This window comes from Rossellomorea sp. FS2, from assembly GCF_047915635.1.
In the GTDB taxonomy this organism is placed as follows: Bacteria; Bacillota; Bacilli; order Bacillales; family Bacillaceae_B; genus Rossellomorea; species Rossellomorea marisflavi_A.
The window spans coordinates 1396960-1409573 of sequence record NZ_JBLRVS010000001.1 but is presented as its reverse complement, the minus strand read 5'-3'; the positions used below and the strand labels follow the sequence as shown (position 1 = coordinate 1409573).

Annotated in this window: 14 protein-coding genes; all 14 read left to right on the top strand. The window is 49.8% G+C overall.

From position 1 onward, the window contains the following. The first annotated feature begins 51 nt into the window (after positions 1–51). The gene (rsgA, locus tag ACNA6I_RS07390; protein WP_048004093.1) at positions 52–933 is read left to right on the top strand and encodes a ribosome small subunit-dependent GTPase A; all 882 of its coding nucleotides are present in this window, start codon (positions 52–54) and stop codon (positions 931–933) included. Continuing rightward, positions 933–1601, top strand: a complete 669-nt coding sequence (gene rpe, locus ACNA6I_RS07385) for a ribulose-phosphate 3-epimerase (protein ID WP_048004524.1) — start codon at positions 933–935, stop codon at positions 1599–1601. Before rsgA ends, rpe begins: the two co-directional genes overlap by 1 nt. 25 nt (positions 1602–1626) lie before the next feature. Then, complete coding sequence (locus tag ACNA6I_RS07380) at positions 1627–2274, top strand: thiamine diphosphokinase (protein ID WP_048004092.1); 648 nt, start codon at positions 1627–1629, stop codon at positions 2272–2274. Positions 2275–2349: 75 nt separating this feature from the next. After that, a complete protein-coding gene (gene spoVM / locus ACNA6I_RS07375) occupies positions 2350–2430 on the top strand; it encodes a stage V sporulation protein SpoVM (protein WP_032088878.1) in 81 nt (26 codons plus the stop codon). Between the two features lie 664 nt (positions 2431–3094). Further along, positions 3095–3283: a 50S ribosomal protein L28 gene (rpmB, locus tag ACNA6I_RS07370; protein ID WP_048004091.1), complete on the top strand. Its 189-nt coding sequence runs from the start codon at positions 3095–3097 to the stop codon at positions 3281–3283. 184 nt (positions 3284–3467) lie between these two features. Further along, positions 3468–3830, top strand: a complete 363-nt coding sequence (locus ACNA6I_RS07365; RefSeq protein ID WP_048004090.1) for an Asp23/Gls24 family envelope stress response protein — start codon at positions 3468–3470, stop codon at positions 3828–3830. Positions 3831–3845: 15 nt separating this feature from the next. Further along, positions 3846–5507 (top strand): DAK2 domain-containing protein, encoded by a 1662-nt coding sequence (locus ACNA6I_RS07360; RefSeq protein ID WP_416313115.1) that lies wholly within the window; start codon positions 3846–3848, stop codon positions 5505–5507. Between the two features lie 71 nt (positions 5508–5578). After that, complete coding sequence (gene sdaAB / locus ACNA6I_RS07355) at positions 5579–6241, top strand: L-serine ammonia-lyase, iron-sulfur-dependent subunit beta (protein ID WP_048004088.1); 663 nt, start codon at positions 5579–5581, stop codon at positions 6239–6241. A gap of 42 nt (positions 6242–6283) precedes the next feature. After that, complete coding sequence (gene sdaAA / locus ACNA6I_RS07350; RefSeq protein ID WP_048004087.1) at positions 6284–7180, top strand: L-serine ammonia-lyase, iron-sulfur-dependent, subunit alpha; 897 nt, start codon at positions 6284–6286, stop codon at positions 7178–7180. Next, on the top strand, positions 7164–9215 hold the full coding sequence (recG, locus tag ACNA6I_RS07345; RefSeq protein WP_416313114.1) for an ATP-dependent DNA helicase RecG: 2052 nt from the start codon (positions 7164–7166) through the stop codon (positions 9213–9215). Before sdaAA ends, recG begins: the two co-directional genes overlap by 17 nt. A gap of 93 nt (positions 9216–9308) precedes the next feature. Further along, the gene (gene fapR, locus ACNA6I_RS07340) at positions 9309–9884 is read left to right on the top strand and encodes a transcription factor FapR (protein WP_048004086.1); all 576 of its coding nucleotides are present in this window, start codon (positions 9309–9311) and stop codon (positions 9882–9884) included. 8 nt (positions 9885–9892) lie between these two features. Then, positions 9893–10891, top strand: coding sequence for a phosphate acyltransferase PlsX (gene plsX, locus ACNA6I_RS07335; RefSeq protein WP_048004085.1), 999 nt, complete (start codon positions 9893–9895; stop codon positions 10889–10891). After that, entirely contained in the window at positions 10884–11831 is a 948-nt protein-coding gene (gene fabD / locus ACNA6I_RS07330; RefSeq protein ID WP_416313113.1) for an ACP S-malonyltransferase, read from the top strand. Before plsX ends, fabD begins: the two co-directional genes overlap by 8 nt. After that, on the top strand, positions 11828–12571 hold the full coding sequence (gene fabG / locus ACNA6I_RS07325; RefSeq protein ID WP_048004083.1) for a 3-oxoacyl-[acyl-carrier-protein] reductase: 744 nt from the start codon (positions 11828–11830) through the stop codon (positions 12569–12571). The genes fabD and fabG overlap by 4 nt, the downstream gene beginning before the upstream one ends. Positions 12572–12614 lie beyond the last annotated feature (43 nt).

Genomic DNA, 12614 nt, shown 5'->3' with positions numbered 1-12614 from the left:
TCCCATTATTTTCGATTATAATGAGGGTATAAACCAGAACGGAGGTAGCGAATGGCTGAAGGGAAAATTGTGAAAGCGCTCAGCGGTTTCTATTATGTACTTTCTGAAGGGACTGTCACTCAATGCAGAGGCAGGGGGAACTTCAGGAAAAATAAAATCACCCCACTTGTTGGGGATCACGTTGAATTTCAGGCGGAAAATGAGACCGACGGATACATATTGAAGGTTTTTGAACGGAAGAATGAGCTCGTCCGGCCTCCGATTGCCAATGTGGATCAAGCAATCCTCGTCTTTTCGGCAAGTGAGCCGGATTTCAGCACGACACTCCTGGATCGATTCCTCGTACTGATCGAGAGTAAGGAGATCGACCCGCTCATCTGTATCACCAAAATGGACCTTCTTTCAGAAGGGGAGACGGACAAGATTCTCCAGTACGCAGACGACTATCGCAGGATGGGGTATGAAGTGCTGACGACTTCCTCGAAAACGGAACAGGGCGTCAAAGAACTCGCCCCGTATCTCAGGGATAAGATTTCGGTGTTTGCGGGCCAATCCGGCGTAGGGAAATCCTCTCTGCTCAACGCGCTTGATCCCGAACTCGATCTGAAGACCGCCATGATTTCAAGCCATCTTGGAAGGGGAAAGCATACGACGCGACATGTGGAGCTCATCCACGTCGACGGAGGGCTCGTGGCGGATACCCCCGGTTTCAGTTCCCTGGACTTCACGGAGCTTGATGAATCCGATTTGCCGCTATGTTTCCCCGAAATGGCAGCTGCCTCTGAGGCATGCAAGTTCAGGGGGTGCCTGCACGTGAATGAACCAAAGTGTGCAGTGAAAGAAAAAGTGGAGGCGGGGACGATCCCTGCCTACCGATACGACCACTATTTATCGTTTCATCAGGAAATCAAAGAAAGAAAGCCGAGGTATTAATCATGAAGATTGCACCATCGATTCTATCAGCAGATTTTTCTAAGTTAGGGGAGGACATCCGCGAGGTTGAAGCGGGTGGAGCGGATTACATCCATGTGGATGTGATGGATGGTCATTTTGTACCGAATATCACGCTGGGACCACCGATCGTCAAAGCCATCCGTCCGATTACAGGGCTTCCCCTCGATGTCCATCTGATGATTTCGGAACCGGCCAAGTATGTGGACGCGTTTGTCGACGCAGGGGCAGATTATATCACCGTGCACGTTGAAGCGGATCCCCATATACACAGGACCATCCAAATGATCAAAAATCGGGGAGTGAAAGCAGGCGTCGTCCTGAATCCAGGCACACCGGCAGAGCTGATCAAGCCGGTCCTTGCCGATCTTGATATGGTACTCCTCATGACGGTCAATCCAGGGTTCGGCGGTCAGGCGTTCATTCCATCCGTTGTCACTAAGATCAAAGAGATCAGGGAGTTGGCCGATGAACTGAATCCATCCCTTGAAATCGAAGTAGACGGTGGAATCAATCCCGAGACCATCGCGGTTTGTGCCGAAGCCGGAGCAGATGTATTCGTGGCAGGATCAGCCATTTATAATCAAAGCGATCGAAAAAAAGCAATTGAAGACCTTAAAGCAGCGGCTTCTGCAGGGAAAGCAGAGTAGCCTCCCTACTGGAAAGGGGGACCCTATGAAAATCTCAATCTTGGCAGGAGGACCGACTCAGTACCTTCCGCCCCTTAACAATGAGCCTGCAGATGGCCACAAATGGGTCGGGGTGGACAGGGGGGTGTTCACCCTCCTGGAAAAGGGGATCGAGCCTCACGTGGCCTTTGGTGACTTTGATTCAGTCAGCCCCGTGGAATGGGATGCGATTTCTTCCCGCGTCGAAGAAGTGAATCGCTTTCGCCCGGAGAAGGACGAAACCGACCTCGAACTCGCTTTGAACTGGGCAGCTGAGCAGGGACCCGAGGAAATCACCATTTACGGAGCAACCGGCGGCCGGCTGGATCATTTCATGGGAAATGTGCAGCTTCTTCTTAAAGATGAGATTCAGGGAATCACAGTGCGCCTGGTTGATTCCCTGAATGAAATGTTCATAATAAGGCCGGGGGAGCATGTGGTGGAAGCTAGCCCCCGCTACACCTATATTTCATTCATACCGATCAGCCCAGCTGTGAAGGGACTGACCCTGTCCGGCTTCAAATATCCCCTCACCAACCGGAATATTTTCTGGGGATCCACACTATGTATTAGTAATGAACTTATACAATCGCATGGTACTTTTTCTTTTTCCGACGGCATAATAATGGTGATAAGAAGCAGGGATGCTTCTTGACCCAAAAGTGTAGATCGGCTTGTATAAGCGATTTGTAACGAGTATGTTCTATAGATTGTGGGGAGGGACTTGAAAATGCGTTTCTATACAATCAAATTACCGAAATTTCTTGGAGGCCTTGTCAGGGCCATGCTGGGGACGTTCAAGAAAGAATAGCGTATGGAGGCGGGAAACCGTCTCTTTTTTTATTTTGTCTTCTGTAGAAATGGGGAGTCAAAGGCAGTTGTTTAACTGCAGCTTTGTCGTCTGTTCAGCATGGGATGGAAGAGAGAGTTATGCATTGCCGCAGGGCAGCTTAATACCCGGTCTTGTGCTTGGAGTCCAGGTGACATAGATCGGAGCTCAAAAAGGCCAGGAACGCCTTTTCGGATGGATCGCCTTATGCTTGTCGCCATAGGGCGAGCCCCTCCGCTTTTCGTAGTGACCAGCTCCGGCGGGTTGACCCTCGAGGTCATAAGTCAAGAACCCCAAAAGGCAAAGAGCGCCTTTCCGAGTTCTCGCCTTATGCTTGTCGGGTCAGACCAACCCGCCTCCGCTTTTCGTGATGTCTAGCTCCGGGGGCTTGAGGCTCGAGGTCATAAGTCAAAGATCTCAAAAAGGCACAGAACGCCTTTCCGAGATCTTCGCCTTATGCTTGTCGCCTCAGGGCAAGCCCCCTCCGCTTTTCTGTGTGTAAAGTATTTTTTCTTGAAAGGTTTTGATTGTGGTATTGCATTGTCGTTTGTTGTGTGATAAATTATTAAGGTATCTTTATGAAAAAAAAGCGAAATGTGAATCTGAAATTTACTTCAGCTTCTTGTTAGTGAGGAGGGAATATATTATGGCGAAACAATGCGTAATTACTGGCCGTAAAGCTAGCTCAGGTAACGCTCGCTCTCACGCGATGAATGCGAATAAGCGTACGTGGGGTGCTAACCTGCAAAAAGTTCGTATTCTTGTAGACGGTAAACCTAAAAAGGTTTGGGTTTCTGCAAGAGCGTTGAAATCAGGTAAAGTTGAACGCGTTTAATAATCAAGTTGAAAAGACGTCTAGCAGCTAGACGTCTTTTTTTCATGTTTGGCGCCTGATGATGCTTGGAGATAATGAGATAAGGGTGTCGCGGACGACGCCATGACAGTTTAGCTTTTAAAATAGGGTATTATATAGTAAAATGTTTGTAGCCAAGCATGTAAACGAAGGGGGATCACATTCCATGTCCATCGAAATGAGAACGCAGTACGGACAAATTGATATTACAAATGATGTCATTGCAATGATTGCTGGAGGTGCAGCGGTGGATTGCTACGGAATTGTTGGGATGGCTTCAAAAAACCAGATCAAGGACGGTTTCACCGATATTCTGCGCAAGGAGAACTTCACTCGCGGAGTGATCGTTCGACAGGAAGCAGAGGAAGTACATATTGATATGTATATTATTGTGAGTTATGGTACGAAGATTTCCGAGATTGCTCACAACGTACAATCCAAGGTTAAATATACCCTTGATAAAACCGTCGGCTTGGCGGTCGATTCAGTAAATATTTTTGTACAAGGGGTTCGCGTAACGAACCCGTAGTGAGGAGGAAGATTCGTGTCGATTACATCTTTGGAAGGAAAACGTTTTGCAGAAATGGTGCTTCAGGGGGCAAGTCTTTTGTCTGCGAATGCACAACTTGTTGATGCACTGAATGTTTTTCCTGTTCCTGATGGAGATACCGGAACAAATATGAATTTATCCATGACTTCCGGTGCGAAGGAAGTTCAAAAAAACATACAATCCCATATCGGAAATGTCTCCACCTCCCTTTCTAAGGGACTGCTGATGGGGGCGCGCGGTAACTCTGGCGTCATCCTTTCCCAGTTGTTCAGGGGATTCGGCAAGGCGATTGAAAGCAAATCCAGCCTTACGACAGAAGAGTTCACCCAAGCCCTCCAAGCAGGAGTGGATACAGCCTACAAAGCTGTCATGAAACCTGTAGAAGGAACGATCTTGACAGTGGCGAAAGATGCGGCGAAAAAGGGTGTTTCCGTTGCGAAAAACGAGAGCGATTTCATTAAGGTGATGCAGGCGATTGTCGAGGAAGGGCAGGCGTCATTGGACCGGACCCCGGATCTCCTTCCTGTCCTGAAGGAAGTCGGAGTTGTGGACAGTGGCGGTCAAGGACTGCTGTTCGTCTATGAAGGCTTTCTTGCAGAGCTGAAGGGGGAGAAGGTTTCTGAACGTGTGAACCTTCCATCCATGAACGATCTTGTGAGCGCTGAACATCACAAATCTGCCCAGGACTTCATGAGCACGGAAGATATCGAATTCGGGTATTGTACCGAATTCATGGTGCGCTTTGAAGAAGGAAAGAAATCGTTCGATGAGGAAGCGTTCCGTCAGGACCTCAGCGGGTACGGGGATTCCCTTCTTGTCATCAGCGATGAGGAATTGGCGAAAGTCCACATCCACTCGGAGGAACCGGGGAATGTCCTCAGCTATGGTCATCAATACGGAAGCCTCATCAAGATCAAGATTGAAAACATGAGGGAGCAGCACAGCTCCATCGTCGGTGAATCACGGCCCGCTGCAAAGGCCGATACCCCTAAAAAGGAAGTCGACTTTGCCATCGTGACCGTCGCCATGGGTGAAGGTGTGGCTGAACTATTCAGGAGCATCGGTGCCACTGTGGTGATCGAAGGCGGACAGACGATGAATCCAAGTACGGAAGATATCGTCAAGGCAGTGGAAGAAGTCAATGCCAAAAAAGTCATTATCATGCCGAATAACAAGAACATCATCATGGCAGCGGAGCAAGCGGCTGAAGTCCTTTCTCAGGAAGTTGCGGTCGTTCCGACCAAGACCGTCCCTCAAGGAATGTCTGCTCTCCTTGCATTCAATCCGGGTGCATCCGTTTCGGAAAACCAGGCAGGGATGTCTGAAGCAGCCAAACAGGTGAAAAGCGGTCAGGTGACATTTGCTGTCAGGGACACAAGCATCGACGGCATTACGATTTCCAAAGATGATTTCATGGGGATCGATGAAGGAAAGATTGTGATTGCAGAGAAAGACCTCAAGAAGGCGGCAACCGGTCTGCTTGAGCAAATGCTTGATGATGATTCTGAGATTTTGACTATCATCTATGGAGAAGACGTTTCTGAAGAAGACGTCGAGGCACTTCAAGAGGATATCGAACAAAAATATGGGGAAGTGGAAGTGGAAGTTCATAACGGGAAGCAGCCACTTTACTCCTATATCTTCTCGGTCGAATAGGATGAAAGGAAGGGGACAGTCCGATTGGGCTCGTCCCCTTCAATTATCTCAAAATGAAGGGATAGAGGACGATGAAGTATAAAAGCGTATTTGATATCATCGGGCCGGTCATGATCGGGCCATCAAGTTCTCATACTGCGGGAGCCGCACGCATCGGAAGACTTGCCAGAGAGCTGTTCCGTCGCGAACCGAAATGGGTCAATGTTTCATTTTACGGTTCATTTGCAAAAACCTATAAAGGACACGGTACCGACGTGGCCATCATCGGCGGGGTCCTGGATTATGATACATTCGATGAAAGGATCATCAATTCAATCGAGACTGCCAGAACAAAAGGAATCAAGATCAGATTCAGGGAAGAAGAGGCCATAACGGATCACCCCAATACAGCCAGGATCCATATGGGGGATGAAGAAGGGGAAATTGAGCTCGTCGGAATATCCATCGGCGGCGGGAAAGTCGAGATCATTGAATTGAACGGGTTCGAACTGAAGCTCTCAGGACATCATCCGGCCATTCTCGTTGTCCATGATGATCGTTTCGGTGCGATTGCCGCTGTTTCTAATATCATTGCCAAGCATGAATTGAACATCGGGCACATGGATGTATCTAGGAAGGAAAAAGGTAAGATGGCATTGATGACGATCGAAGTGGATCAGCCAATTGATGAGGCTGTGCTCAAAGAACTGTCGTCTCTTTCCCATATTACCCAGGTGACCAAAATCACCGATTGAAGAATTGAAATATGATAGCGTTTACATTATGGAGGTAGACTTATGTTTCGAAATGTCGCAGAGTTGATTGAACTCGCAGAGAGCCAAAATAAAAAGATTTCAGATATCATGATCGAACAGGAGATCGAATTCACTGGTAAAACCTACGAAGAAGTCTATCAGCAGATGGAAACCAATCTGGAAGTAATGGAAAAAGCCGTTGCCCGGGGGCTGGAAGGCGTCAAATCCCACTCAGGACTTACCGGAGGGGACGCTGTCCTTCTTCAAAAGTATATAGAATCGGGCAAGTCGTTGACCGGTGAAACGATCCTTGATGCCGTGAGTAAGGCTGTCGCCACCAATGAAGTGAATGCAGCCATGGGCACGATCTGTGCCACGCCGACTGCGGGTTCAGCCGGTGTCGTCCCCGGCACATTGTTTGCCGTCAAAAACAAACTGAATCCTACGAAGGAAGAAATGATCCGCTTCTTATTCACGTCCGGAGCATTTGGTTTTGTCGTGGCAAACAACGCCTCGATATCCGGTGCAGCAGGAGGTTGTCAGGCGGAGGTCGGTTCTGCGAGCGGTATGGCAGCGGCCGCCATCGTCGAAATGGCAGGAGGGACCCCGAGCCAGTCTGCCGAAGCCATGGCGATTACATTGAAAAACATGTTGGGGCTTGTATGTGATCCGGTAGCGGGGCTCGTTGAGGTTCCGTGCGTGAAGCGGAATGCAATGGGAGCGGCCAATGCAATGGTGGCTGCGGATATGGCCCTTGCAGGCATCACGAGCAGGATCCCGTGTGATGAAGTCATCGATGCCATGTATAAGATCGGTCAGACCATGCCGGTCGCTCTCCGTGAAACGGCACTGGGAGGCTTGGCTGCAACACCGACCGGGCGGGAACTTGAGGCGAAAATCTTTGGCGTGGCACTGAATAAACGTGACGATACGCAGTGAAGTGCCAACGGTTGAATCCCTCAAAGGGATAGGGTCAGAGACGGCGGTTCAATTACATGCAATGGGCATCCGGACCGTGGTCGATCTGATGGAGTATCTTCCGTACCGCTATGATGATTTCAGATTGAGGGATCTCGAAGAGGTCGCTCATGACGAGCGCGTCACCGTGGAAGGGAAAGTGCACTCGGAACCCGCCCTGATGTTTTACGGCAGGAAAAAATCCCGCCTTACTTTGAGGATCCTGGTAGGAAGGGTCCTCGTTCAGGCCGCATTCTTCAACCAGCCTTATTTGAAAAAGAAAATCAACCTTCATGATACCGTGACGGTCACAGGGAAATGGGATAAGAATCGTCAAATCATCACGGTCCAAAGCCATCAGCTAGGACCGCATAACAAGCAGGGAGACTTCGAACCGGTCTATGCATTGAAGGGGACGATCAAAGGGAATGCCCTGACCAAGTATATCAGGGCTGCGTTCCATGAATACGGTGAACTGATTGAAGAGATCCTCCCAATCTATTATCTTGAAAAATATAAGCTTTCAGGACGCCTTGATGCCCTTTATCAGATGCACTTTCCGGACTCTCCGCAAGCCATGAAACAGGCGAGGAGAAGGTTCGTGTTCGAAGAATTTTTGTTATTCCAGCTCAAGATGCAGGCACTGCGTAAATTCGAACGGGAACATTCGAACGGGATCAGCCAGCAGTATGATATCGAAAAGATCCAATCCTTCACGGATACCCTGCCGTTCCCGCTGACGAATGCTCAGAAGCGGGTGGTCAATGAGATTTCAGCGGATATGAAAAGCCCTTACCGCATGAATCGGCTCCTTCAGGGGGACGTGGGCTCCGGTAAGACCGTCGTATCTGCCATCGCCCTATATTCCTCGGTTACAGCAGGATACCAGGGTGCCCTGATGGTTCCGACTGAGATCCTTGCAGAGCAGCATGCTGACTCCCTCAGTGCGCTCCTTGAACCGACCGGGACCTCCGTCGCCCTGTTGACAAGTTCGGTGAAGGGCAAACGGAGGGCGCTACTCCTTGAAAAATTGAAGGAAGGGGAGATCGATATCCTGATCGGCACCCACGCCCTCATCCAGGGAGATGTGGAATTCGAGAACCTGGGTCTTGTCGTCACCGATGAACAGCATCGTTTCGGCGTCAATCAGCGGCGCGTACTCAGGGAAAAAGGCGGGAGTCCTGATGTGCTGTTCATGACGGCTACGCCGATTCCGAGGACGCTTGCCATTACAGTTTTCGGTGAGATGGATGTGAGTATCATCGATGAAATGCCTGCAGGGAGGAAAGCCATCGAAACCTATTGGGCAAAGGAAGATATGCTCACAAGGGTCCTTGCCTTCATGGAAAAGGAACTGAAAGCCGGCAGGCAGGCGTACGTCATCTGTCCCCTTATTGAGGAATCGGACAAACTGGACGTACAGAACTCCATCGATGTTTACAATCAGCTCAGTCAGCATTTCCAGGGGCGGTTCTCCGTCGGCCTCATGCACGGGAGACTCCACCCTGATGAAAAAGAAGAAGTCATGAGGAGCTTCAGTCGAAATGAAGTACAAGTCCTCGTCTCCACGACGGTGGTGGAAGTCGGGGTGAATGTTCCGAATGCCACATTCATGCTTATTTATGACGCAGAGCGCTTCGGTCTCTCGACTCTTCATCAGCTGCGGGGACGGGTAGGGCGCGGGGATGATCAATCCTACTGCATTCTCCTGGCAGACCCTAAGACCGAAGTCGGCAAGGAACGGATGAAAATCATGACCGAGACGAATGATGGATTCGTCCTTAGTGAAAAGGACCTCGAACTGCGCGGACCGGGCGACTTCTTCGGCCGGAAACAAAGCGGCATGCCTGAATTCAAGGTAGCTGATATGATCCATGACTATAGAGCACTGGAGGTCGCAAGGGACGATGCGGCAACGCTCGCAAATTCAGACGCTTTTTGGAAAGACGACGAATATGCACCTCTCAGAAGGTACCTGGAAGATTCGGGGATCCTTGAAGGAGAGAAGCTTGATTAGACAGGGCAGATTGCAAGATTATCTCTTGCAATCTGCTTTTTTTGTCTATATACTACTATTAGTACCTAGTACTAATACTGGACGGTGTATATAATGAGACTTTCTAAGAAAGAGCGGCAGAATGCACTTGTGAATACAATCAAGGAAAATCCGTTCATCACCGATGAAGAATCGGCCGAGCGGTTTGGGGTCAGCGTACAGACGATCCGCCTTGATCGAATGGAATTATCCATCCCTGAACTCAGGGAACGAATTAAACATGTAGCTGAGAAGTCTTTTGAAGATGAAGTAAAGGCACTTCCGATCGAAGAAATCATCGGGGAAATCATCGATATCGATCTGGGGGACAGTGCCATCTCCATATTTGACGTAAAACCCGAACACGTTTTTGTAAGGAACGGAATTGCCAGGGGACATCATTTGTTTGCCCAGGCGAATTCATTGGCTGTTGCCGTGATCAATGATGACTTGGCGCTGACGGCCAAGTCGTCGATCCGGTTCACACGTTCCGTCAAACAGGGGGACCGCGTGGTAGCGAAAGCGAAAGTGGTACATGCCCATGATCAAAAAGACCGCACAATGGTGGAAGTGAATAGCTTCGTTGGCGGAGAATTGGTGTTCACGGGTGAATTTGATATGTATCACTCCACCAAACCGGAGAAGGAGTGAATGAAAGAATGAAACTGGCCGTTGATGCGATGGGTGGAGATCATGCACCTAAAGAAATCGTACTGGGTGTGAAACGTGCACTGGAAGAATTCGATGATATCGAAGTCTTATTATATGGGAATGAATCACAAATCAAAGAATGGATCACACCAGGCGACCGCTTGACGATCATACATACAGATGAAGTGATCGAGGGAACGGATGAACCGGTCCGTGCCGTTAAAAGGAAAAAGAATGCCTCCATGGTCCTGATGGCCCAAGCCGTCAAGGATGGAGATGCCGATGCATGTATCTCAGCAGGTAATACGGGAGCGTTGATGACAGCAGGGCTCTTTATCGTCGGAAGGATCGAAGGCATAGAAAGACCGGCGCTGGCACCGACACTCCCGACTCTTGACGGGAAAGGATTCCTTATGCTGGACCTTGGGGCGAATGTTGATGCAAAACCTGAACATCTCGTTCAATATGCCATCATGGGGAGCATCTATGCAGAGAAGGTCAGGGGGATCGACAGTCCGAGGGTAGGTCTCCTGAATATCGGCACCGAAGATAAAAAAGGGAATGAACTCACGAAGAAAACCTTCCAGCTCATCAAGGAGGCACCGGTGAATTTCGTCGGGAATATTGAATCCCGCGACCTTTTGAACGGGCCCGCCGATGTGGTCGTGACAGACGGATTCACAGGGAATATGGTCCTTAAGACCATTGAAGGAACAGCACTGTCGGTCTTCTCCCTCCTTAAAGAGACACTGACATCATCGATGAAGAACAAGATTGCAGCAGGTATGATCAAAAACGATCTTAGAGGCCTGAAAAATATGCTGGATTACTCAGAGTACGGTGGAGCCGGACTCTTCGGTCTGAAAGCCCCTGTCATCAAAGCACATGGTTCCTCGAATGAGACCGCATTCTATAACGCCATGAGACAGGCGAGGGAAATGGTGCGCCATCAGGTAGCACAAACGATAAAAGAAGCTGTAATAGGGAGTGAAGAAAATCATGGGTAAAATCGCCTTCGTTTTTCCAGGGCAAGGATCACAAACAGTAGGGATGGGGCAGCAATTAGCCGATGCCCATCCTGAATCAAAGGAGTATTTCACTAAGGCTGACGAGGCTCTCGGCATCGATCTGTCTTCTGTCATCTTCGATGGACCTCAGGATACATTGACTGCCACATTCAACGCCCAGCCGGCCCTCCTCACAACGAGCATGGCCATCTTGGAGCGCCTGACATCTGCAGGCATCCGCCCTGATTTCACCGCTGGACACAGCCTTGGTGAATATTCAGCCCTCGTGGCTGCAGGTGCGATTTCATTCGAGGACGCCGTGGTGACCGTCAGGAAACGCGGTGAACTCATGGAGGAAGCCGTACCGAGCGGTGAGGGCACGATGGCCGCAGTACTCGGCATGGACCGCGCTGCCCTTCAAGAGGTAACAGAAGAGGTGTCGGCTGAAGGACATGCCGTGGATCTCGCCAATATGAACTGTCCGGGACAGATCGTGATTTCCGGTACGGTCAAAGGAGTGGAACTCGCTTCGGAAAAAGCCAAGCAAGCAGGGGCGAAACGGGTGATCCCGCTTCAAGTAAGCGGTCCTTTCCATTCCCGCCTGATGAAACCCGCTGCAGAAGATTTCAAAGGTGTGCTGGACAGTAAAACATTCAATGAAGCGGTCGTTCCGGTCATTGCCAATGTGACCGCTGAACCGGTGACAAACGGTGAAGAAATCAAAGGCCTTCTTGTTCAGCAATTATACTCTCCTGTCCTTTGGGAAGATACAGTCGAGAAGCTGCTGGAACTCGGCGTTGACACCTTCATCGAAGTCGGCCCAGGTAAAGTTTTGTCCGGGCTTATCAAGAAAGTAAATAGAAGAGTGAAGACATATGCCGTTCAGGATGAGGAAACGTGCATCCAGACGATTGAAGCATTGAAGGAGGAAGCACAATGAACTTAGAAGGTAAAGTGGCACTGGTTACCGGGGCTTCCCGGGGAATCGGCAGGGAAATCGCCATGGAGCTTGCGCGTGAAGGCTGTAACGTTGTCGTGAACTATGCCGGAAGCGAAGCAAAGGCCCATGCTGTTGTAGATGAGATCAAAGCCCTTGGCAGGGATGCTGTAGCCTATCAATGCAACGTGTCGGACAGTGATGCGGTACAGGCGATGGTAAAGGAGACGGTTGGACGCTTCGGGCGCATTGATATCCTTGTGAATAACGCAGGGGTAACACGTGACAACCTGCTTATGCGCATGAAGGAACAGGAATGGGACGATGTCATCAACATCAACCTGAAAGGCGTGTTCCTCTGCACGAAGGCAGTCACCCGTCAAATGATGAAGCAGCGCAGCGGTCGGATCATCAACATTTCATCCATCGTGGGCGTAAGCGGCAATGCCGGACAGGCAAACTACGTGGCAGCGAAATCCGGTGTGATCGGCCTTACGAAAACGTCTGCCCGTGAACTTGCCCCGCGCGGCATTACGGTAAATGCCATCGCTCCAGGCTTTATCTCTACGGATATGACAGACGAACTGCCAGAAGACATCCGTGAAGGAATGCTTTCCCAAATTCCTTTGAGCAGATTCGGCGAACCGAAGGACATTGCCAAGACCGTCTCCTTTGTCGCATCCGATGCTGCTGCCTATATGACGGGTCAAACCCTTCATATTGACGGTGGAATGGTGATGTAATTGCGGAAAAATTGATATTCTCCTTTTCAATCGGGGAGGTTAT

Coding starts and splice junctions, on each gene's coding strand:
- rsgA (WP_048004093.1), top strand. CDS start 52: ATGGCTGAAGGGAAAATTGTGAAAGCGCTCAGCGGTTTCTATTATGTA.
- ACNA6I_RS07380 (WP_048004092.1), top strand. CDS start 1,627: ATGAAAATCTCAATCTTGGCAGGAGGACCGACTCAGTACCTTCCGCCC.
- spoVM (WP_032088878.1), top strand. CDS start 2,350: ATGCGTTTCTATACAATCAAATTACCGAAATTTCTTGGAGGCCTTGTC.
- rpmB (WP_048004091.1), top strand. CDS start 3,095: ATGGCGAAACAATGCGTAATTACTGGCCGTAAAGCTAGCTCAGGTAAC.
- ACNA6I_RS07365 (WP_048004090.1), top strand. CDS start 3,468: ATGTCCATCGAAATGAGAACGCAGTACGGACAAATTGATATTACAAAT.
- sdaAB (WP_048004088.1), top strand. CDS start 5,579: ATGAAGTATAAAAGCGTATTTGATATCATCGGGCCGGTCATGATCGGG.
- sdaAA (WP_048004087.1), top strand. CDS start 6,284: ATGTTTCGAAATGTCGCAGAGTTGATTGAACTCGCAGAGAGCCAAAAT.
- fapR (WP_048004086.1), top strand. CDS start 9,309: ATGAGACTTTCTAAGAAAGAGCGGCAGAATGCACTTGTGAATACAATC.
- plsX (WP_048004085.1), top strand. CDS start 9,893: ATGAAACTGGCCGTTGATGCGATGGGTGGAGATCATGCACCTAAAGAA.
- fabD (WP_416313113.1), top strand. CDS start 10,884: ATGGGTAAAATCGCCTTCGTTTTTCCAGGGCAAGGATCACAAACAGTA.
- fabG (WP_048004083.1), top strand. CDS start 11,828: ATGAACTTAGAAGGTAAAGTGGCACTGGTTACCGGGGCTTCCCGGGGA.